Below are 22,101 nucleotides of genomic sequence, written 5' to 3'. Positions count from 1 at the left end.
GCGCAAACATGCAAAAACCGGTACGCGAACCCCCTCACGCACCGGCAAACGATGACGAACATACTGCCGACAGCACAATTCGAATGTCCATACTGTCAATGGCAGTATAGTCGGCACACTTGATCTGCAATGCCAAATCGTCGAAAGATTGACGGTACCCGCGCGGTGTCGCATCATCCAACGGTTTGATCCCCATCGCCCGCCATGCTCAGCTACCGTCACGCCTTTCATGCCGGCAACCACGCCGATGTCCTCAAGCATTTTGTTCAGATGCAGTTGCTGCAATATCTGAACCAGAAAGACAAACCCTATTGGTATATCGATACCCATGCCGGCGCTGGCGTCTATTCGCTACGCGAAGGTTACGCCACCAAAAATGCTGAATTTCAGGGTGGTATTGCCCGGTTGTGGGGCCGCACTGATCTACCGCCAGCGCTCGCGGAATATGTCGCCGTGGTCAAGGCATTGAATCCGTCTGGCAAGCTGGTGCTCTACCCCGGTTCACCTTGGGTGGCATTGCAATGTATACGCAGCCAGGATCGGTTGCGATTGTTCGAATTGCACCCAACCGATGCTGAGCTGCTGCAACAGAATTTTGCCGAACACAGCAAGCGGGGCACAGTCCAGATGACCGATGGCTTTGAAGGCATCAAAGCCGTTCTGCCCCCACCATCCCGCCGGGCATTGACATTGATCGACCCACCCTATGAAGACAAACGCGACTACCAGCACGTGGTACATTGCCTGCAGGAATCCCTGAAGCGCTTTGCCAATGGCGTCTATGCCGTGTGGTACCCAAAACTGCAGCGGCAGGAATCGCTGCAGTTCGTCGATAAACTCAAACGTCTGCCGATCGACAGCTGGCTGCACGTCAGCCTCAGCGTCCATGCCCCCAAGGCGGATGGCTTCGGCATGCATGGCAGCGGCCTGTTCATCATCAACCCACCCTGGACGCTGCACGGCACCTTGCAAAGTGTAATGCCCTGGCTGGTGGCCGAACTGGGGCTGGACAACGGTGCCAGCTTCGAACTGGAACAGCAGGTGAAATAACTATGACCATCGCCTTGGCCATACATGGCGGTGCCGGTACCCTCCGCCGCAGCGAATTGAGCCTGGATCAGGAAGCAGCTTATCTGGCCGGTCTGAATGCCGCACTGGATGCGGGCCTGACGATCCTTCAACAACACGGTAGCGCGCTGGATGCCGTCACCGAAGCCGTGGTCGTCCTGGAGGACAACCCGCTATTCAATGCCGGTCGTGGTGCCGTTTTCAACAGCGCAGGCCAGATCGAAATGGAAGCGGCCATCATGCATGGCCCGAATCAGGCAGCGGGCAGCGTGACAGGCCTTCGTCGTACCCGCAACCCGGTCAGACTGGCCCGTGTCGTGATGGAGCGCACACCGCATGTCATGCTGGGGTTTGAAGCTGCCGACCGATTTGCTGTCGAATCAGGCTTGCCACAATGCGATGCAGACTATTTCCATACCGAGCGCCGCTGGCAAGCCCTGCAAGATGAACTGGAAAGACTGGCCGTTGGCGGTAGCGATGCCGATGTGCCGGAAGACCGTAAACATGGCACGGTGGGCGCCGTGGCACTGGATCATGCCGGCCGCTTGGCAGCCGCTACGTCCACAGGTGGGCGGACCGCCAAATGGCCAGGTCGCATTGGCGACACACCCGTGATCGGAGCAGGTACCTGGGCTGACATTCACTGCGCCGTGTCGGGTACTGGGCATGGCGAATTTTTCGTACGGACAGCCGTAGCGCATGACATTGCCGCCCGGTTACGGTATGGCGGTTTCACGTTGCAACAAGCGGCAGATGACGCCATCCAGATTCTGACTGCCATGGGCGGTTGTGGTGGCGTAATCGCGGTGGATCACCATGGCCAGATTGCTATGCCGTTCAGCACTGAAGGTATGTACCGTGCTGCTGTCAATGGCCAGGGCCAACGGATGGTCGCGATCTACCATGACCTTGTTTGAGGCCATGACAGTTGTCGACAACGCAACATTTCTACTTCCGGCGGCCTTTCTGGCTGGTGCATTGAATGCAGTAGCCGGCGGCGGCAGCTTCCTGACCCTGCCAGCACTGCTGGCATGCGGCATACCACCTGTCGCAGCCAACGCCACCGGTACAACGGCCTTGCTTCCCGGTTACCTTGCCAGCGCCTGGGGTTTTCGCAATGTGCTACAGACCATCCCCTGTCAACAATTGGTTCAACAGGTCATGCTCAGTCTGCTGGGTGGGGCAGCGGGCGCAACATTGCTGTTACTGACACCTGACCGCTTGTTCGACCATATGGTTCCCTGGTTGCTACTGGCTGCAACGGTCTTGTTTGCTGCCGGCCCCAAGTGGCTGACCTACCTTCGTCAGCACCCGACTTACACCAGCCGGAAACATTCGCTCGGTTTGCTGGTGGTATCCATCTATGGTGGCTACTTCAATGGTGGGCTGGGTATCATGCTACTGACAATGCTGAATCTGCTGGGCGATACCGATCTACAGCGAATGAACGGCGTCAAAAACCTGCTTTCCGCCACCCTGACCATCATTGCAGTCAGCTTGTATGCATTGGCTGACAGCATTGTCTGGGGCCACGCCCTGCTTATGATGTTGGCAGCCACCGTAGGCGGATATGCTGGTGCCCGCCTTGCTGGGCACATTCCCGCCTACTGGTTGAGGCGGTTCATCGTTGCGACAGGTTTGGCCATGACCGTATTGTTTTTTATACGTTGAGCACAACACCGCACACCACAATCACGACTTCATACCGACGGATTTTCACCATGCATTTTCGCCCTGCCACTGCACACGACATTCAAGCCATTGCCACCCTGCACGCCCAAAGCTGGCAACAAGCCTACCGTGGCATCCTCTGTGACCGTTATCTGGATGAGCAAGTCATCACCGAGCGATCGGCCATCTGGCACGACCGCTTGACCCTGCCCACCTCGGATCAGTCTGTGCTGGTTGCAGAACATGAGGACCTGTTGGCCGGTTTCGTTTGTACTTATCTACACACCGAACCAGGATGGTCGTATCTGGACAATCTGCATGTCGATCACCGATTCAAAGGCCAGGGTATCGGCACCCAATTGGTTGCGCGGGCCGCCGATTGGTGCTACCGCCATCGACCACAGGATGGCCTGTTTTTGTGGGCGCTTGCCGCCAACATGCCTGCCCGCCGCTTTTACGAGCAGTTGGGTGCACAGCATAGCGCAGACGGTATCTGGGCAGCACCGGATGGCATCCAGATTCCTGAGCATCGCTATGAGTGGCAAGACCTTGGGCCGCTAACTGCGCGATTGAAAGAGCCGCTTACCTGAGTGATGAAAATTCATGCCAGAAAAACATACCCTGCACGAGCTATCCCGCTACACACCTTCACTCACGGTACGCGTTGCCACAATGCAACGAGCCACACATACTGTCATCGCCCATTCCAATGGCGCACCAGCCAGCCTGTATGCAATGTCGCGGGTCCTGCGGATGAATCAGCCGATACTGATCACCCCACCCAGCTCACTTTTACGGACATCTGATCAGTTCAGTCAGCACCTGGGTCTGCGGAAAATGGCACACGGGTGATGGAATCGATTGACCAGCCGACCTAGACAGGTCATCCATACTTACTCAAGCTAATTCGGACTGCAATCGGGATACCAGAAATGCCACCAGCCGCTGGGTCAGGCCAGCTTTTGGTGCATTGGCCGGCCATACAGCAAACACATCCAGTGGCGGCACTTGCCAATCGGGCAACGGGTTTTGCAAGCGCCCAGCCTGCAGCGCCTCTGCCACCATGAACAATGGTGGCGTGGCCAATCCAAGCCCGGCTTCTGCCAACTGGCAGGCAGCAGCCAGGCTATCCACGACGACCTGCGGTATGAATTCGATGCGCGTCTGTTGACCGTCGGCTTTTACCAGCCATTTGTGATTCGGTCGCATGGCCAGGCCAATCCAGTCCCAATGTTGCAAGTCATCAGGCAAATCGGGCATGGGCCTGCACGCCATCAGGGCCGGGGCCGCTACCAGCACACGCGTCATCACAAACAGCTTGCGGGATTTGAGACCGCTGTCGGCCAATTCTCCGATACGAATCGCCAAATCGATCCCATCCCGGATCAGATCCTGTTTCACATCACTGAACTGCATCGATAACGTCACATTCGGGAACTGACGGGCAAAGTCGGCCAGCATCAGCAATAGCGGGCTATGTGCAAAGAATGCCGGCAAGGTCAGTCGCAAGCGGCCCGATGATGTAACAGATCGGTGCGCCATGGTATCCAGGCCTGCTTCTGCTGCTTGCAACATGGCTTGCGCCGAGACAAGTAAAGACTCGCCGTCAGCAGTTAACGATAGTCGCCGTGTAGAACGGTACAGCAAAGCTGCCCCCAGCCGGGCCTCCAGTTGCGAGACATGGTGGCTGACCACTGACGGTGATAAATCCAGTGCTACGGCCGCCGCCCGAAATGAGCCCAACTCCACCGTTTTGGCAAATACTGCCAACGCACGCAAATCATCCAGCATTATGAAAATTTTCAGAACAGTGATTTTCAACCATTCCATATTATCGACAAATGGTCTTGGCGTTAAGCTGTGACAATGGATTTTCTAAACTCTTTGCCACACAGGATGTACCCGATGAGCCCACATTTTCACCTTGCCCAAGTCAATATTGCCAAAACCAAAGCACCGATGAATGACCCATCGATGCAAGGCTATGTCGAGCAGATCACCCATTTGAATCACTTGGCCGATCAAAGCCCTGGCTTTATCTGGCGCTTGCAATCCGATGAAGGCGATGCCACCGCCATCAGACTGTTCGATGATCCACTGATCATGATCAATTTGTCGGTATGGACTTCGTTGGATGCACTGACGAAATATGTGTATCAGGGAGACCATTTGCAGGCAGTCAAACAACGCAAGCAGTGGTTTGAACCACAAACATCCCCTCGACTGGCGCTCTGGTGGTTGCCTGCCGGTGAACTCCCCACGCCAGGACAAGCCAAGGACAAATTGATGCAATTGGCGACACAAGGCGCTACCCAGACAGCCTTTACCTTTGCACACCCTTTCCAGCCCCCGGCTTCATGCTGACGACAGTCTGACCAGCCTGAAGGTGCCAGAATCGCAATGATCCGTTATCATGCCGGGCTGATCTGGCGGTCAGTCATGGCCGCCCCAACCATAGCAGGAACACGCATGACTACCTCTCAGCCCAATAATCCATTACACGGCGTTACGCTGGAACAGATTGTCACCCGTCTGGTCGAGCATTATGGCTGGGCAGAGTTGGGTGTGCTGATTCCCGTACGTTGTTTCAACCATGACCCAAGTATCAAATCCAGTCTCCGTTTTCTACGAACCACGCCATGGGCAAGACAAGCGGTGGAAAAGCTGTATCTAGAAACTCGCTGGTAATGCTTTAATTCGCATCGCCGTCATATTCGCAATCATCAACCTTGCGAATCAATACAATACTCCGCCAAACCAATCAATTGAACAGGGATCATTTTGCAATTTCCAGTTGCATCACTTAAAATTCATTGACTAATGTAGCCATTTCACCACCAAATTACTGAAAATTGACCTGGCTGATCTGAAAGCAGTCAAAGTGTCACCAATACTTACACTGGCAAAACCGCCTTGCTATTTAATTGCTGACTTTCACCCTCATTTACCGGCAAACCAACCTCCCCCTGCACTGCAAAAATTGGTAGGCATCTCACGTAATTCACCCACAATCATCGATCTTCCTGTGATCAACCTGCCTTGTTGTCAATTCTATTGACAGTCACCACCAGTCATTTAGAGAAAACATCTCCGGATACCATTACCCTCACGGCACATAGACAGCCTGTAACATAAAAAACATCTTTAACATTTCCGATTAAAAATATTTCCTTCTCGCATATACGCAGCAAACCGATCAATTCAATTTTCAATGGCATGGCAATTGCATTCATTGATCGTCACCAGGTTTCAATTTGATCCTGTCAATCTTGTGTGAAAGGAAACAAAATGCACCTCTTACGATGGCTCGGCAACACTGTCGGGCAGTTGATCACAGCCTTGTTGATCTTCATTCCAGCCGTCCATTCGGCAGGCATTGCCGTGGCACAAAACCAGGATGGCCGCTTGGAAGCCTTTGTGCGCGGCACGGACAATGCGCTCTATCACATCTGGCAGACAGCGCCAAACAATGGCTGGTCCGGATGGGCTTCGCTCGGTGGCATCATCACCAGCACGGCGAGTACAACACGTAATGCCGATGGTCGACTGGAAGTCTTTGTCCGCGGATCGGACAATGCGTTGTGGCATAACTGGCAAACCGCTCCCAATGGTGGATGGTCAGGTTGGCACTCACTGGGCGGTACGATTACCAGTGACCCGGTGGCATCAGTCAATGCCGATGGGCGGCTGGAGGTCTTTGCACGAGGCACGGACTGGGCGCTGTATCACCGTTGGCAAGTCAGCCCAGGTGGAGGCTGGTCTGGCTGGGCCTCACTAGGCGGCGTTATCACCAGCAACCCCGCAATTGGCCAAAATCAGGACGGGCGACTGGAAGCGTTTGCGCGTGGCACGGATAATGCGCTCTATCATATCTGGCAGACCACGCCAAATGGAGGTTGGTCTGGCTGGGCCTCGTTAGGCGGCATCATCACCAGCAACCCGGCTGTTGGTCGTAACCAGGACGGGCGCTTGGAAGCCTTTGCTCGTGGCACTGACAATGCGCTCTATCATATCTGGCAGACCACACCGAATGGTGGATGGTCCGGTTGGGCGTCACTGGGCGGTGTTATCACCAGCAACCCTGTGATCGGCAGCAATCAGGATGGTCGATTGGAAGCCTTTGTCCGCGGTACAGACGGTGCGCTCTATCACAACTGGCAAACCGTCCCAAATGGTGGTTGGTCAGGTTGGGCAAGACTCGGCGGCTGGATCAACGCCGATCTCACGGTAGCCAGTAATGCGGATGGGCGACTGGAAGCATTCATCCGTGGTGGGGACAATGCATTGTGGCATATCTGGCAGACGGTTCCGAATGGTGGCTGGTCCGGATGGGCGTCGTTGGGTGGTGTCATTCATTGAACATGGCCTAGGCAGGTCTTGTGACGCCCGGCATGACCTGCCTCTTATTATTCATGATCAACAAAATCAGCTACGCGCCTGAGGCAAGGTGAAGTATGACATCAGAGTATTTACGCCAGCCGCGCGAAAAGTAACTTTACAAGCCTGGCAATCCTGATTGAATGATGAAGCATGTCCAATCCACACAATACCATGCTGCCTTTTACCGTATGAACATTCACCACTTACACCAAACCACTGGCTTCACATCCCAATGACGGGCATCTGGGTGCTCTTGGCGACACGACAAGCCGTAACGGACATCCAGGCCCGACTGAAGCAATGGTTTCCTGACCTTCAGGTTGAGGCGTGGTCTCATCAACTCACCTTGGCCTTGGAGCAAGATCCCACACTCAACCAGCAATTGATCCTGTTTGATGTCGAATACGATTCAGGTCCATTTCAAACGAGTGTAATCCTGCATTCCTTCCCTGGCCCACAGGAGAATACCTTGGTGATGCTTGTCATGATCGAACTGGCACGGCGTTTCTCCGACGCCTTCACTTGTCGTGCCATGTGTGATGGCCATGGATATGGTGACAATTCGTCACCCTACTGGAATCTGATCTGGGAACAAGGATACGTTTATCTGGCAGATGTCAGTGCAACCTTTTTCACGCAATGCGGCGATGATGCGATTGAAATCGTGCGACAGCTGGATCTCTCTCGCCACCATCTAGACCACGCAGGCCGTTTGTCACATGCTGGTGATCAGCCGATACGAACCGAGCGCATTGACAGCGATCGTTCCTGAAATCCTTCATACGGAAACACCACTGCCTCTTGCTGATTGGCTGCGCCAACTGTATAGAGCAGTGGCAAGTAGTGCTCAAGTGTCGGATGAGCCATACGCCACAGGCGATGGTGACGCCGATCCTGGGCAAGCAAGCCGCCATGATCGCGTTGCAGCAAAGCTTGTTTGATATGCTCGTCAAACTCCTGCGCCCAGTCATAAGGGCCTGCCCGGGAACGCTCGTCGGTCAGCGGCAGGTTGTGTACGACATTGCCACTGCCAATGATCAGAATGCCTTGTGTCCGCAATGCTTTCAGGCCCGATGCCAGTTCGAGATGCTCGCGCAAACTGAGATGACCATTCAGGCTCAGTTGTACCACCGGAATGTCTGCCTTTGGGTAGAGATGGTGCAACACCGTCCAGGTACCATGATCCAACCCACGGTCGGCATCTTCCCTGATGTTCATCCGTCCCAGCAGACTCGCTACCTGACTGGCCAACATTGGCTGGCCTGGGCTTGGATACTGCATATTGAACAGCGTCTGCGGAAAACCGCCAAAATCATGGATGGTCGCCGGCTTGGGATGAGCCGATACCCGACTGCCATCCGTCACCCAGTGTGCCGAAATCATCAGGATGGCACGTGGCCGTGGCAACGTCTTACCCAACTGGCTTAAATGCCGGGTAAAGTCATTATTCTGAATCGCATTCATAGGAGAGCCGTGACCGATAAACAATACCGGCAATTTTGCACTGCCCGGTTGGGCCTTACCTGTTGCTGCACCTTTCACCCTTTGTGCCGCAAACAGGCTGAGTACTGCACTGACCAGAAAATGACGACGTTGCATGAAACCCTCAACAATAGGCGGAAAACGGCAGATTCGAACTGGCTTGAGATAAGCGCTTGGTACTGTATTGCGAAACAAGCAATCAATAAATACCCATTTCATTGATGCATTATTTCCAATGTATTGATAATGATCCCTTGCCACGCCAACACGTATGACACCTGTCCGCCTTATGTTCCCAAGGTTGGTATCAATTTGTTACGCTGCCACTGTACCAACAACTTGAACACCCTATCGACATGAAACCGTTGCGTTTTGATCAGACCATTCCCTACCTTGAGCAACGGCGCACGCAAATCATCGCCTTACTGAAGGCAGACGGCAGCGACGCCACTTTAATAGCGGAAAAAGACGAGATCGAGCAGGCCATGGCAACACTGCGCTTTTGCGCCCAATGGCAGCTTTCAGCCCACAGTAATGTGATTGAACTGCCGTTTACCCAAAACGGTTACGCCGGGTATGGCGTGGTTGAACTGGATGAAATGGGCAATATGCTGCGGCCTGTTGCAGTCGACGGCGAGATGCTGGAACTGATGCCCCATGCATTACTGGTGACACGTCCTGGCCATTTGGCCAAATACTACATCAATGACGAGTCCTCAGACTGACACCTGCTGTCGCCACGCTGTGTTCAGTCTCGGAAAGTGGCCGGCAACCACAGCCATGCCGCAATACAGGCGAGCAGTACAAAGGCAGCCACCCAGACCAGCCGGCGCCAACCTACGTTACCCGCCCGCAACGTGTGAAATGACTCGACATACAGTACTTCACACGCCCCATTGCCAGTATCGGTTCGAACCTCGCTGCTAACACGTGTACCGATCTGGCGACCATCTTTGAACGTCGCATAATCTGCCAGATAGCCCCGAATGTGAATCTGATCACCAATGCGAGCTGATTGCAGTTGTTTGGCAATGCGTGGATTATCAGTGATCAGATGGTTATTGCTCATGGCAGCCTGATCAAAGGCATCCCACACCTCATTGGAGTCGGTCTTGACCCAACACGTCCATTGGTCGTTACTATAGTCCAGCTCTCGATACAGGCCTTGCTTGACGTTATCACCCCAGACCACGCACAGGTCCACCACATTCAGATTGTCGTTCCAAGCTTTGTGTGCGTAATCCCACCATACGGCAGCATCATGGCGGCTGACTACCAATCCGTGCAGCTCATAGTCATAACGTGGCTGCACCTGATACCGCACCCCTTTGACATGGGTTTCAAAAGCGGGAGCCCGCTTGACAGTCTGTGTCGGTGCCTGGTGAAGCACATCGCGTATCGACGAAGGGGCTGGCAAGGCTTCGCGCTGCCATAACGCAACGCTCAGCAACAGCAAGCTGGCCACCATACCCCACGATACCGCGCGATTCCAATCCATACTGACAAACTCAAGCAGTTGATCACTGGGTAGCCATTATTGCGGATTGATCCGATTTGGGACAGCAGGCCTTGCTTTACCTTGCGCCGACCATGGTCATGGTCAACACTGAATAGGTTTCGGTCGACACCAAACTACGCAGGTCGCTTCGTGTCCTGCGCTGGGCTCAGCACGATACCTGCAAGCTGCTGCCATGACCGATTCATACAGTCCTGCTTGCTGATCCCTTTTCTGCCTGTCAGGCCAAACCTGACGGACTTGTTTTCAGGAGCTTCGCATGAACATCAATATCAATGGTAAGGATGTGACGGTGAACGCCAGCGATGACACGCCGCTGTTATGGGTTTTGCGTGATGAACTCGGTATGACCGGCACCAAGTTCGGCTGCGGCGCGGCACTATGTGGCGCCTGTACGGTGCTGAGCAATGGCACACCAATTCGTGCCTGCATTACGCCAGCATCGGCGCTGGTGGGACAAAAAATCACAACGATCGAAGGGGCGGCCAGCCGCGAAACTCTCGCCGTGAAACAGGCCTGGGCAGAACTGGACGTCGTGCAATGTGGCTACTGCCAACCCGGACAAGTGATGGCTGCAACGGCCCTGTTGCAATCCAACCCCAAGCCAACCGATCAGGATATCGACAATGCCATGAGTGGCAATATCTGCCGTTGCGGCACCTATCCCCGAATCCGTGCGGCAATCCACGCTGCAGCCAACACTCTGTAAGGTGCGACGATGACCACACCGATCTCCAACCCACGCCGAGACTTCCTCAAGCAATCGGCCTCCCTGGGCGGCGCGCTGTGCTTGAGCTTCTTCATTGCCCCGAGCGGGCGCCAGGCCATTGCTGCTGAAGCTGAAACCACGGCCCCAACCATTCCAACTCCGAACGCCTTTCTGCGGATCGATGAGGATGACACTGTCACCATCGTCAGCAATAAATCGGAAATGGGACAGGGTATCTATACCTCACTGGCCATGCTGTTGGCTGAAGAACTGGAATGCGACTGGAACCGCATCAAGGTGGTGGCTGCCCCGCTTGGCAAGATCTACGGCCATGCGCTATTCCATATCCAGATTACCGGCGGCAGCACCAGCACCGTCACCACCTATGACGAATACCGGAAGATCGGCGCGGCGGCCCGCGAGATGCTGATCGCCGCTGCCGCAAGTATCTGGCAAGTCCCAACCAGCAGTTGCCGAGCGGAAAACGGCCAGGTCATCCACCCGGCCACAGGCCGCGGCTTACGCTATGGCCAATTGACCAAGGCTGCCAATGCGTTGCCCGTCCCCAGTCAAGTCACGCTCAAGCCACGCAAGGATTTCAAGTTGGTCGGCAAGCCACAGCATCGCATCGACAACCAGGAAAAAATCAATGGTCAGGCACAGTTCAGCCTGGATGTCCGCCTGCCTGACATGCTGACGGCCGTTGTGAAACGCTGCCCCGCCTATGGGGGCACGCCACGCAAGATCGACGACAGCCAGGCCAAGACCGTGCCGGGGGTAAAAGCCATTGTGCCGATATCAAACGGTGTTGCCATCATTGCCACCGGCTTCTGGCCTGCCAAAAAGGCACGCGATCTGCTGACGGTGGAATGGAACATGGGCCCCAATGCCAAGCTGGACTCCAAGGTCTTGTTCAAACAGTACCGAACCCTGACAGCAAAACCAGGTACGGTCTTCCGCCAGACCGGGCAGGCCGAACAAGCCTTGAAATCTGCCAGCAAGCAGATCGAAGCCACGTACGAACTGCCGTTTCTGGCACATGCCCCGATGGAACCACTCAATTGCGTTGTCCATCTGAAACCGGATGGTTGTGAAATCTGGTCCGGCACACAGTCGCAGACCATGGATGCCGGGCTGGCGGCCAATGTGGCAGGTCTGAAACCTGAGCAGATCATGCTCCACACCACCTATCTTGGTGGTGGGTTCGGGCGGCGGGCAGTCCCCGGTGGCGCTGACTGGCTGAAGGAGGCCGTGGAAATCGCCAAAGTATCTGGGCTGTCGGTGCCGATCAAACTGATGTGGACGCGGGATGACGATCTGGCTGGTACCTATTACCGGCCAATGTGGGTCAGTCGGGTGCGAGGCGGAATTGATGCCAAAGGGCAGCCGATTGCCTGGCTGCAGACAGGTATCGGTCAGTCTATTGCGGCAGGCACGCCATTTGAACAATTCCTGGTCAAACACGGTGTGGATGAATTATCGGTTGAAGGGGCCAACGACATGCCTTATGCCGTACCCAACATCCTGATGGATCAACACACCCCGCAGTTTCCGATCCCGGTATTGTGGTGGCGATCGGTCGGTCACTCGCATACCGCATTCGTCAAGGAGTGCTTCATCGACGAATTGTGCCATCTGGCACGCAAAGATCCGGTGCAATACCGAATGGGCTTATTGGCTGGCGCACCGCGCGAAATGGCCGTGTTGGCCAAAGCGGCTGAGATCAGCGGCTGGGGTAAAGCTGGCGGCAAGAAACGGGCAATGGGTGTGGCCGTGCACAAGTCATTCGACTCCTATGTTGCGCAAGTGGTCGAGGTCACACTGAAAGGCCGAAAACTGAAGGTGGACAAGGTGTATTGCGCCGTGGATTGCGGTACCACCGTCAACCCTGACCAGATTCGGGCCCAGGTGGAAAGCAGCGTGATCTTTGGCTTGTCCGCCGCATTGCACGGTGAAATCTCCTTCAAGCAAGGCAGCGTGGTGCAGCGGAATTTTGACGGCTACCCCGTGGTGCGGATGTACGAGGCTCCAAAAATCGAGGTGGCCATTCTGCCGTCCGACCTGGCCCCCAGCGGTATTGGCGAACCGGCCACGCCCCCTGTTGCCGCAGCCTTGTGCAACGCCATTTTTGCAGCCAGCGGCAAGCGGATTCGCAGCTTGCCATTAGGCAAACAAGGTTTCGAAACGATTTGATCCTGTGTCGGTGACCTACCCTACCCCAACTGGGCAGGTCGTCACTGGAAGGCCATCATGCAAAGCAATGATCTTGAAGTGATTGACCAACTTCTGGCTTGGCACGCTGCCGGTCACCATGGCGCACTGCTGACCGTGCTGGCCACGTTTGGCAGCAGCCCGCGCCCAGCTGGCTCGCTGGCTGCCATTCGAGACGACGGGTTGATTGCCGGATCGGTTTCTGGCGGTTGTGTCGAGGAGGATCTGCGACACGAGATCACCAACTGGACTGCCTGGCCCACGGATACCAGAGTCGCAACACGCCAGTTCGGCGCTGACGCGGAAGCACGCCAACGTTACCGACTACCTTGCGGCAACAGCCTCACTGTCGCCATCGAAACCCATTGGCAGCCACCTTTGATGCAATCGTTGGCGGATCATATTCGTCAACACCACTGTATGGTGCGCCAGGTCAGGCTGACCGATGGCCACACGTCCTTGCGACCCGCTCGCGACACAGACCGGTTCCAACAGGATAGTGGCCAGTTCAGCGCAGTGCATGGCCCCACACAACGTCTGCTCATCATCGGCGCAGCCGAACTGGGACGTTATCTGGCCAGCATCATGGTCACGCTGGATTACGCGGTGACCGTATGCGACCCACGACCTGAATATGCCGACAGCTGGCAAGTGCCACATACTATCCTGACCACCGACATGCCCGATGACGTGGTTCAGGCATTCCATTGCGATACGCGTACTGCCGTGGTTGCGGTGACGCACGACCCGAAACTGGATGATCTGGCGTTGATCGAAGCCTTACGTACCCCGGCCTTTTACGTTGGCGCACTGGGCTCGCTGGCGACCAATCAGAAGCGACGCGACCGGCTACATCGTTATTTCGACCTGAGTCTACCCGAGCTGGATCGCCTGCACGGCCCAGTTGGTTTACCGATCGGTTCGCGTACCCCGGCCCAAATCGCGGTATCCATTGCTGCGCATCTGATTGCAGTCAAGCAACAGCACGCCACGCCAGTCAATGCACCTGCGACGGCTTGTCGGGCATGATCGACGGCCTGATTCTCGCAGCAGGTTCGGCCCGCCGGTTTGGGTCGGACAAGCGACAGGCCCTTGGCCCGGCAGGTCAACCGATATTGTTGACCGTGGTGAAAACCTGGATGCAAGTCTTGTCGCGGGTGGGGGTGGTGATTCAAGCCAATGATCCGTTCGGCCTGGCCATCTGTCGGCAGACCGGCGCAGTTGCCCTGCCCCATACCGGCGTAGCACAAGGCATGGGTAGCTCACTGGCGACAGGTGCACAATGGTTGCAACGCTTGACCAACAGCACAGGCGCCATCATCGGCTTGGCCGACATGCCTTGGATTCAAACGACCACACTTCACGCCATCCATGACGTGTTATCGACCAACTGGCAACCCGTGGCGCCCACGTACCAATGCCAGCCAGGCCATCCTCGCGGGTTGCCGGCCACGCTCTATTCCGCCTTGAGCCAATTATCCGGCGACACGGGCGCGCGGCAGTTCATCCATTGGACTGATTACCCGCCATTGGCCGTGGCCGACCCTGGCATTTTGATGGACGTCGATACACAGACACAACTGGATGAGTATCTGGCAGTACCCAGGCCGTCCGATTGCTGACCTATTGCCGCCGGTTTTCCGCTGGTGGCGTGGGGATACGACGTTGCGGCACCTGCAACTGCGGATCTCCCGGAATATTGCGCTGTTCGCGCCAGGCCTTGCAACGCAAATCCTGCCAGTCAATAGCCCCCTGCCTACACGCCATTTCATGCTCGACCTGCAAAGAAGGCACCTCAATCGAAGGCTTGGCGGTACTGAACGGCGCAGCCTGATTGACTTGATCCGGCGCCTTGTCCACTGCAGCTTCCTGCACGATACGGTGTACGCAAGCACGTCTGCTATCACCGGCCCGTGCATCGCAGCCTTTTTCATCAGCTGCATGCCCGCAAATCGGTACCATGCAGACCATTACCCAAACCATTCTTCCAATACACATGGATGACATCACTTCCATTCGAATGCCGCTACAAACATACAGGTCGACCCTATTCTGCTGGAAAGGTTCCATACATTCCAATTCCATAAATCCAAGGAAATAACAAGCCGAACATTCTGGAAATTGTCGTCCAGTTACCCCATTCTGCATCTGCCATACATTTTTGATTTATATCAAATTCGAAAAATTAAAATAACTGATAACGTTTACATTTAAGCTAATTTACTAGGGATTTCACCGATTCAGTTTTATTGAAAGCCATGAAAATTACCCAAAATAAATAAATTTATTAAAATAAATCAATAGTAATTAACCAATTGCATATCTTATTCGTCATTTTCCATCAATATTTCGAGCAATGCCCCTAAATGGCTACATTAATTATAATATGAGAGAAATCTAATGTATTTCACATGGCAGATTTTATATATATTAACTCGCGGTGATTTAAATCCAGCCAACCCATCGGGGAAGCCAACCTGGTATGCAATACCAGATGTATCGATGCCACTACGGCAAGCCAAGGACCAGATACGTGAAATTCACAATGTCACCCTGGCCGGACAGACACTTACCGCACAACACTTATTTACGACCTTTTATGCAACATCATGCCGCACCTTCACTGTCACGCTCGCTGGTTCCGATGTCTTCTCGGCAAGCTGCATGCTTCTGTCTTTTTCTGGCGTTATTCGAGCTGCTGACTTACGTCGCCAGCGATGTCGTCATGCCTGCCATGCTGCAAGTCGTCACCGATTTACATGCCGATAACCGCCATGTACCCACGGCATTGAACGCTTACCTGCTGGGGGGCGTGGCCTTTCAATGGCTGATCGGCCCGCTGTCCGACCGCTTTGGCCGTCGCCCCTTGCTATTGATTGGCGTTGCCGGTTTTGCACTGGCCGTGCTGGCCACACCAATGGTTGGCGATATCCAGCTGTTCAATATCTTGCGCTTTGCGCAGGGAATTGGACTGGGATTCGTAGTGGTAGTCAGTTACCCCACATTGCAGGAGGCATTTGCCGAAACCGATGCCGTACGCCTGATGGCCCTACTGGCGAATATCGCCCTACTCTCTCCGCTGCTGGGCCCGTTGCTTGGCAGCCTGTTGCTGCAGGTCATGTCCTGGCGTGAGCTGTTCATTGGCATCGCGCTGTTGACCCTGCTGGTGGCAACAGGACTATGGCGATTCATGCCTGAAACCATTGGCGTCAGGCGAACCGATGGGAGCCTGCTGCCTGCCACACCGTTACATGTTGGCCAGATCTTGGCCAGCTATGGTGAACTGCTACGTAACAACCGTTTCATGCAAGGCAGTTTGGCCTTGGGTCTGATCAGCATCCCACTGATTGGCTGGATTGGGATCGCTCCACTACTGCTGGTTCAGCATCAAGGTTTGTCGGTACTCGCTTACGGCTTGTGGCAACTGCCGATATTCGGCGGGCTGATTGCCGGTAACCTGGCGTTGAACCACTTGGCACAACGTTATGAACTGGACAAGTTGGTACGCATGTCACTGCTACCCATCATAGGCGGCCTGGCCGGCATGTTGACGTTCACGGCAGCAACCGGCTGGCTGGCCATGCTGGTGATCGGCATGAGCGTGTACGCCTTTGGCATGGGTATCTGCAACGCATCGCTATACCGATTGACCTTGTTTGCCAGTGAAAGCGGTAAAGGAACAGTAGCGGCCATGCTAGGCATGCTTTCGGTCGCCACCATTGGCCTGGGTAGCACACTGCTGGCCAAGCTGGGTGCCGGCGACAACCTGCTGACTTTTGCCACTGCAGCCACACTGACTGCCAGCTGCGCACTATGGCCGCTATGGCGCTTGTTGAAACCCATGCCGGTCACCGCGCCAGCCGGCTGATGTTCGTCAGGCATTGCTGGCACCTACCCAGCCTGCAGTGTCTGCAATCTATTCGAATTCCTTCCGACACCCCCTGGCCTGGCATTCAGCCATGCTTTGGGTAGGGTATCGCCCACCGTCGGGAGGTAGGCTCACTTTTACCCAAAGGAGAACAACGTGGATTCATTTCCCCATGTGGATGCACTGTGTGCCATCACCGATCCCTATCGCATGGATGCAGACAGTGATCAATTGTTCGATGCCGCCATGCGCGAGCTGACTGCTTATCATTGCGCCAACACCCCTGGTTATGGCCAGTGGTTGGCGGCCAACGGGCTCGATCAGGCAGCCGCTGCATCACTGACCGACTGGTCCCGTCTGCCCCCCATTTTCGCCAACTATTTCAAGCGACAGCTGTTGTTGAGCCCGGCAGGAGACGATGCACTGGAACTGACCTCATCCGGCACCACCGGTCAGAAGAGCCGCATGCGATATGACAGCCGTAGTCTGGGTGCTGCCCAGACCATGGTGGACCGCATCTTCGATCGATATGGCTGGATCACCCCGAATCAACCCTGCAATTATTTGTTGCTGAGCTATGAGCCGGCTGGCGCCATCACGCTAGGCACCGCTTACACCGATCAGTTCCTATGCAAATACGCACCCGTCAACCGAGTCGTCTATTCACTCCGTCATAATGGGCGTGGCAACGAGTTCGACCCATTTGGCACCATTCGTGCCTTGCAGGAATTTGCCGAGGAAGGCTTGCCAGTACGCATCTTCGGTTTTCCCGCCTTTTTATGGTTCACGCTGGAGCGTATGCGGGAGATGGGCTACCCGGCCTTGCAACTGCACCCCGAATCGCTGGTATTTCTAGGTGGTGGCTGGAAAACCCACGCCGACAAAGCCATTCCGAAAGCCGCGCTGTATCACCGGCTGGGCGAACAATTGGGCTTACCCGATCACCGTTGCCGAGATGGATACGGAGCGGTGGAACATCCTGTGCCTTATATCGAATGCCCCAACCATCGCTTCCACGTACCCACGTATTCCCGTGCCTTCATTCGCCACACCGCCACCATGGCACGCCAAAACTATGGTGAGCGTGGCTTTCTGCACTTCGTGTCGCCCTACATCACCTCCAGCCCGGCACACAGCATTGTGATGAGCGATCTGGCCACCCTACAACCTGGCAGTGCTTGCGGCTGCGGCATCGAAACCGATTGGTTTGAACTGCTGGGCCGTGCCGGCACCAGTAAAAGCCGTAGTTGTGCACTGGCTGCATCCGAACTGATCAAGGAGTCCTAATATGTATCTCGCTCACGGCATGCTCATGACCACCGCCGATACCGACCAGGTGCTGGCCTCGCTGGAGGCCCGTCTGCCCGCCACTTTGGCCACGCCGCTGGAGATCGACTGGGTACTGGATTGCGCCGCCCATTTTGCAGACTCACTACAACTTTCCACCACTGAACTGAGCCTGGACACGGACAGTCGTCAGACCCTGATCCAGTTCTGTCAACGCGAAGCATTGGCAACCAAGCTGGCACGCGAGCTGGGCGAGTCGCCATTCTCATTGCGCCGCAACAGCTATACCAGTCAGCATTTCGAAAGCTGGCGTCCCCTTGGACTCGTCGTACACATTACCCCCGCCAACGCCGCACTCCTGCCGTTTTTTGCGGTACTGGAAAGCCTGCTGGTCGGCAATATCAACTGGCTGCGCCCCAGCAGCAGTGACGATGGCCTCAGCGCCCGCCTGCTGGCCGCCTTCCTGAGCCATGACCAAAGCGGCCACCTGGCGGACCATGTCGCCGTCGTGCCGCTGCCCAGTCAGCACCTGGGCCGTCTGTTCAAACACGCCGATGGCGTATCCGCCTGGGGCGGCGATGCCGCTCTGGCAAGTATTCGCCAGCAACTGCCGGCAGGCTGCCGCTGGATTGACTGGGGACACCGCATCAGCTTTGCCTATGTTGTTCCTGGTGCGGTAACCGACAACCAACTGGATGCCTTGGCGGACGAAGTCTGCCAGCTGGATCAACAAGCCTGCTCCAGTCCGCAATGTGTATTGGTGGATAGCGATGACCCACTCGTGCTGCAACAGATCGGCGACCAACTGGCCGCCGCACTGACCCGACGTGCCTCCAGCTGGCCCGCGCTTGCCACCAGCGAACAGGAAGCCGCCGAAATCACCACCCAGTTAGCCATGGCCCGACTGGCACTCAGCTTTGCCGAAGAAACAGGGCAAATCTGGGAAGGTGACAGCTGGCGTATCGTCTGGTCACACCGCAACGAGCTGGCTCCGTCGCCGTTGTTCCGTACCCTATTACTACGCCCTATGCCACGCAGCAGCCTGACAACCGGCCTGCAAGGCTGGCGTACCCACCTGCAAAGCTGCGGTTTGATCGCAACGGCAACTGATCAGGCGTCTCTGATGCAAGCATTACTGGCCGCCGGAGTCAGCCGCGTGGTCCCACCAGGGCAGATGCACCATGGCTACGAAGGCGAGCCGCACGATGGTGTCATGGCCCTCGCCCGCCTGGCACGCCGGGTATCAGTCAGCCTGCCCACTGGGGTGTTGCCGGGACATGTCACGCTTGACCCCGTACCAGCGGCACCTGTCAATCTGGCAAGCCTGCCGATCATGGGCAAGGCCGAATTCCAACAGCAACCAATGCATGCCAAGGCACAGTTGTTCTTCCGCAGCGGTGGCAGCAGTGGTCAGCCCAAGCTGGCTGGCTTCAGCTATCGCGACTATCACCGGCAGATGCAAGCCGCGGCCGACGGGTTGTTTGCCGTCGGCATTGACCCGGCACAAGATCGTGTGATGAACCTGCTGTACGGTGGCAATCTGTATGGCGGCATGCTCAGCTTCTTCACCATTCTGGATAAGCTGTCGGTCACCCAGTTCCCGATGGGAGGACCAGCAGACGACGATTACAGCCATATTGCCGACATGATCGTGGCCCAGCAGGTCAACACCCTGATCGGCATGCCCAGTACCATTCATCGCCTGTTTGTACGCGAAGAAACCACACTGCGGGCCTATGGCGGCATTCGCAAAGTAATGCTGGGTGGTGAACAGGTCAATGATGCGCAGCGGGCTTATTTGCAAGGATTTGGTGTGTCGCTGATCCGCTCTGCGATCTATGGTTCGGTCGATGCCGGACCGCTGGGTCATACCTGCCCACATAGCCCGGATGGGACCTTCCATTTGCTAAGCGATACCCAATGGCTGGAGATCGTCAATCAGGAACAGGATCAGCCCGTATCCGGCGATCAGGTCGGCAGGCTGGTTTTCACTTCCCGGGCGCGTGAAGGTCAAACCGTTGTCCGTTACGACTTGGGCGACCTGGGTCGCTGGCTGCCCGGCCCCTGCGATTGCGGCCTACCCAGCCCACGCTTTGCATTGACTGGGCGCCACGGTGCCCTGCTGCGGGTTGGGTCGGTATTTTTCAATCCCTCTCGGTTGGCCGAACAGATCAATCAGCCGATCCAGATCGTCATCGACCACAACGAGGCTGGCACCGAAACCATGCTGCTACTAGTGGATGGAGACCCGGACCAGGCCATGGCCTGCTTACGATCCGAGCCCATGCTCGCCGAGGTAATGGATGGCAAGCTGCTGCTGGTGACGGTCACGGCATTGCCGATCAGCCAATTCCAGCGGCACCCACAAAGCGGCAAAACACCACTGGTGCTGGATCGTCGTCAACCGGCCTGCTCGCACGACACAGCAGTGTCAACGGCCTGCGAGACGATTGCGTAACGCTCACAATAAAAACAGGGTGCCCGATTGTTGATGGCAACACACGAGGCACCCAGGCAATCCGATTCCGCCCGGGCAACCACCCGCTGCCCTGGGCGTTTTACCCAGGCTGCCACAAGCAGCGGAATGGCAGTCAGCAGGAACACAAACAATCATGACCACCCCACTTGCATCCATCGTGCGGCATGCACGCCTTCATGCCCCATACTATCGCCAGCTCTATGCCCACTTGCCCGAAAGCGACTGGCAGTTGAGCGATCTGCCCCTGATTGAACCCGAAACCTTCTGGGCCGATGCAGCGGATATCGATCACTGGCCCGTATTGACCGGCCCGATACTGGACGGCCATGTCTTCAAGACCGGTGGCTCGACCAGCGAAGGCAAGCTGTCGATTTACAGCCGTGAAGAATGGCAGCAGTTCATTCATCGCTTCGGGCAAGGACTGGGCAAGCAGCTCAAAGCCGGCGACCGGGTTGCCAATCTGTTTTTCGCTGGTGATCTGTATACCAGCTTCCTGTTCATCCATGGCTCACTCAGCCATTCACCCGTACCGGTCTGCGAATTTCCATTCACCGGCGCGGTGGACGATGCCACGCTGGCCGATGCGATCAATCAATATGGCATCACCGTGCTGGCCTGTGTACCAGCACAATTGCTGCGCTTTGCCAGCTGGCTGAACCAAGTGGGGCGCCAATTGCCAGGTATCCGTTGCATTTTGTATGGTGGGGAAAGCCTGTTTGACGATCAGCGCCCATTGTTGGATCGCGTCTTCCCGAATGCCCGCACCGCATCCATCGGCTGCGCCAGTGTCGATGCAGGGCTGATTGGCGCCAGCCTGCCCGATTGCACCTCCGGTGAACATCGGGTATTCGATGGCGACACGTTGGTCGAGATCATCGACGAGGCAACCGGCCAGCCCATTACCGCAATGAACCAGGTCGGCATGCTGGTTGTCACCAATCTGCAACGCCGCCTGATGCCCATCCTGCGTTACCCGACAGGCGACCTGGCCTGCTGGCGCGAAACCGTCGGCACCCCGCAACGCAAATTCGCGCTGTGCGGTCGTGCCAGCCAGGGACATCGTCTCCGCGTCGGGACGCTGTCGTTATTCCCGGCAGAAATAGGCAAGCTCATCGCCGCCCATGCCGGTCACACTCCATGGCAGCTCCACCTCAGCCGCAGCGCCGGCGTTGATACGCTGACGTTGCGTCTTGCCGACGATGCTGGCCAGGCACTGCCACCCAGAGCCGAACTGCAGACAGCGCTGCAGATCACCTTGCCTGCGCTGGCGGAAGCATTGCTGCAAGGTCAGGTCATCGTCCAGGTTCACTATCTGCCTTCGTCTACGTTGGCCACACACCCCCGATCCGGCAAGCTGTTGCGCATCGTCGATGAACGACATTATCTCGTCACACAGGAGGAAATGGCATGAGCGCCCGCCACCCCAGCCC

General features: G+C 56.1%; 22 protein-coding genes. 18 read left to right on the top strand and 4 right to left on the bottom strand.

Annotated features, from left to right (window positions below; genetic code table 11):
- The first annotated feature begins 204 nt into the window (after window positions 1-204).
- The 5 genes from FFS57_RS21750 to FFS57_RS21730 are packed head-to-tail and all read left to right on the top strand — an operon-like array spanning window position 205 to window position 3,591.
- Entirely contained in the window at window positions 205-1,050 is an 846-nt protein-coding gene (locus FFS57_RS21750) for a 23S rRNA (adenine(2030)-N(6))-methyltransferase RlmJ (protein ID WP_137939937.1), read from the top strand.
- Between the two features lie 2 nt (window positions 1,051-1,052).
- Window positions 1,053-1,985, top strand: a complete 933-nt coding sequence (locus tag FFS57_RS21745) for an isoaspartyl peptidase/L-asparaginase family protein (protein ID WP_137939936.1) — start codon at window positions 1,053-1,055, stop codon at window positions 1,983-1,985.
- The gene (locus tag FFS57_RS21740) at window positions 1,972-2,739 is read left to right on the top strand and encodes a sulfite exporter TauE/SafE family protein (protein ID WP_249384116.1); all 768 of its coding nucleotides are present in this window, start codon (window positions 1,972-1,974) and stop codon (window positions 2,737-2,739) included. The genes FFS57_RS21745 and FFS57_RS21740 overlap by 14 nt, the downstream gene beginning before the upstream one ends.
- 50 nt (window positions 2,740-2,789) lie before the next feature.
- Window positions 2,790-3,329: a GNAT family N-acetyltransferase gene (locus FFS57_RS21735; RefSeq protein WP_137939935.1), complete on the top strand. Its 540-nt coding sequence runs from the start codon at window positions 2,790-2,792 to the stop codon at window positions 3,327-3,329.
- 13 nt (window positions 3,330-3,342) lie between these two features.
- Window positions 3,343-3,591 carry a hypothetical protein gene (locus FFS57_RS21730; protein WP_137939934.1) on the top strand — a complete coding sequence of 83 codons (249 nt, stop codon included), beginning with the start codon at window positions 3,343-3,345 and terminating at the stop codon, window positions 3,589-3,591.
- Between the two features lie 45 nt (window positions 3,592-3,636).
- Here the strand turns inward: FFS57_RS21730 and FFS57_RS21725 are convergent, their stop codons facing one another.
- Complete coding sequence (locus FFS57_RS21725; RefSeq protein ID WP_137939933.1) at window positions 3,637-4,530, bottom strand: LysR family transcriptional regulator; 894 nt, start codon at window positions 4,528-4,530, stop codon at window positions 3,637-3,639.
- A 114-nt stretch (window positions 4,531-4,644) separates the two neighbouring features.
- Here FFS57_RS21725 and FFS57_RS21720 point away from each other — a divergent pair, with 114 nt between their 5' ends.
- The 4 genes from FFS57_RS21720 (at window position 4,645) to FFS57_RS21705 (ending at window position 7,891) form a co-directional block, all read left to right on the top strand.
- The gene (locus FFS57_RS21720) at window positions 4,645-5,103 is read left to right on the top strand and encodes a DUF3291 domain-containing protein (protein WP_137939932.1); all 459 of its coding nucleotides are present in this window, start codon (window positions 4,645-4,647) and stop codon (window positions 5,101-5,103) included.
- A 105-nt stretch (window positions 5,104-5,208) separates the two neighbouring features.
- Window positions 5,209-5,427 carry a VF530 family protein gene (locus FFS57_RS21715; protein WP_137939931.1) on the top strand — a complete coding sequence of 73 codons (219 nt, stop codon included), beginning with the start codon at window positions 5,209-5,211 and terminating at the stop codon, window positions 5,425-5,427.
- A 600-nt stretch (window positions 5,428-6,027) separates the two neighbouring features.
- Complete coding sequence (locus FFS57_RS21710; RefSeq protein ID WP_137939930.1) at window positions 6,028-7,098, top strand: PLL family lectin; 1,071 nt, start codon at window positions 6,028-6,030, stop codon at window positions 7,096-7,098.
- A 253-nt stretch (window positions 7,099-7,351) separates the two neighbouring features.
- Window positions 7,352-7,891 (top strand): hypothetical protein, encoded by a 540-nt coding sequence (locus tag FFS57_RS21705; RefSeq protein ID WP_137939929.1) that lies wholly within the window; start codon window positions 7,352-7,354, stop codon window positions 7,889-7,891.
- Here FFS57_RS21705 and ygiD read toward each other — a convergent pair.
- Complete coding sequence (gene ygiD / locus FFS57_RS21700; RefSeq protein ID WP_137939928.1) at window positions 7,849-8,718, bottom strand: 4,5-DOPA-extradiol-dioxygenase; 870 nt, start codon at window positions 8,716-8,718, stop codon at window positions 7,849-7,851. The genes FFS57_RS21705 and ygiD overlap by 43 nt on opposite strands.
- 239 nt (window positions 8,719-8,957) lie before the next feature.
- Here ygiD and FFS57_RS21695 point away from each other — a divergent pair, with 239 nt between their 5' ends.
- On the top strand, window positions 8,958-9,326 hold the full coding sequence (locus FFS57_RS21695) for a hypothetical protein (protein ID WP_137939927.1): 369 nt from the start codon (window positions 8,958-8,960) through the stop codon (window positions 9,324-9,326).
- Between the two features lie 23 nt (window positions 9,327-9,349).
- On the opposite strand, the gene FFS57_RS21690 is transcribed toward FFS57_RS21695, so the two are convergent.
- Window positions 9,350-10,099: a hypothetical protein gene (locus FFS57_RS21690; RefSeq protein ID WP_137939926.1), complete on the bottom strand. Its 750-nt coding sequence runs from the start codon at window positions 10,097-10,099 to the stop codon at window positions 9,350-9,352.
- A 277-nt stretch (window positions 10,100-10,376) separates the two neighbouring features.
- Between FFS57_RS21690 and FFS57_RS21685 the strand changes: the two genes are divergently transcribed.
- Genes FFS57_RS21685 through FFS57_RS21670 form a run of 4 tightly spaced genes read left to right on the top strand, consistent with a single transcriptional unit; the run spans window position 10,377 to window position 14,659 of the window.
- Window positions 10,377-10,826: a (2Fe-2S)-binding protein gene (locus FFS57_RS21685; protein WP_137939925.1), complete on the top strand. Its 450-nt coding sequence runs from the start codon at window positions 10,377-10,379 to the stop codon at window positions 10,824-10,826.
- Between the two features lie 9 nt (window positions 10,827-10,835).
- Window positions 10,836-13,019: a xanthine dehydrogenase family protein molybdopterin-binding subunit gene (locus FFS57_RS21680; protein WP_137939924.1), complete on the top strand. Its 2,184-nt coding sequence runs from the start codon at window positions 10,836-10,838 to the stop codon at window positions 13,017-13,019.
- A gap of 57 nt (window positions 13,020-13,076) precedes the next feature.
- Window positions 13,077-14,066: an XdhC family protein gene (locus FFS57_RS21675; protein ID WP_137939923.1), complete on the top strand. Its 990-nt coding sequence runs from the start codon at window positions 13,077-13,079 to the stop codon at window positions 14,064-14,066.
- Window positions 14,063-14,659 carry a nucleotidyltransferase family protein gene (locus FFS57_RS21670; protein WP_137939922.1) on the top strand — a complete coding sequence of 199 codons (597 nt, stop codon included), beginning with the start codon at window positions 14,063-14,065 and terminating at the stop codon, window positions 14,657-14,659. The genes FFS57_RS21675 and FFS57_RS21670 overlap by 4 nt, the downstream gene beginning before the upstream one ends.
- 1 nt (window position 14,660) lies before the next feature.
- On the opposite strand, the gene FFS57_RS21665 is transcribed toward FFS57_RS21670, so the two are convergent.
- On the bottom strand, window positions 14,661-14,999 hold the full coding sequence (locus tag FFS57_RS21665; RefSeq protein ID WP_137939921.1) for a hypothetical protein: 339 nt from the start codon (window positions 14,997-14,999) through the stop codon (window positions 14,661-14,663).
- Window positions 15,000-15,681: 682 nt separating this feature from the next.
- Between FFS57_RS21665 and FFS57_RS21660 the strand changes: the two genes are divergently transcribed.
- From FFS57_RS21660 to FFS57_RS21645, 4 genes are all read left to right on the top strand, one after another.
- Complete coding sequence (locus tag FFS57_RS21660; RefSeq protein ID WP_249384115.1) at window positions 15,682-16,905, top strand: MFS transporter; 1,224 nt, start codon at window positions 15,682-15,684, stop codon at window positions 16,903-16,905.
- A 156-nt stretch (window positions 16,906-17,061) separates the two neighbouring features.
- On the top strand, window positions 17,062-18,192 hold the full coding sequence (locus FFS57_RS21655) for a LuxE/PaaK family acyltransferase (RefSeq protein WP_137939919.1): 1,131 nt from the start codon (window positions 17,062-17,064) through the stop codon (window positions 18,190-18,192).
- Window position 18,193: 1 nt separating this feature from the next.
- Entirely contained in the window at window positions 18,194-20,650 is a 2,457-nt protein-coding gene (locus FFS57_RS21650; RefSeq protein WP_137939918.1) for an acyl-CoA reductase, read from the top strand.
- A 154-nt stretch (window positions 20,651-20,804) separates the two neighbouring features.
- Window positions 20,805-22,082, top strand: coding sequence for a phenylacetate--CoA ligase family protein (locus FFS57_RS21645; RefSeq protein WP_137939917.1), 1,278 nt, complete (start codon window positions 20,805-20,807; stop codon window positions 22,080-22,082).
- Window positions 22,083-22,101 lie beyond the last annotated feature (19 nt).

Origin of the sequence: Chitinivorax sp. B, assembly GCF_005503445.1 — a bacterium.
In the GTDB taxonomy this organism is placed as follows: Bacteria; Pseudomonadota; Gammaproteobacteria; order Burkholderiales; family SCOH01; genus Chitinivorax.
The sequence above is the reverse complement of the archived record's forward strand: the minus strand, read 5'-3'. Positions and strand labels throughout refer to the sequence as shown.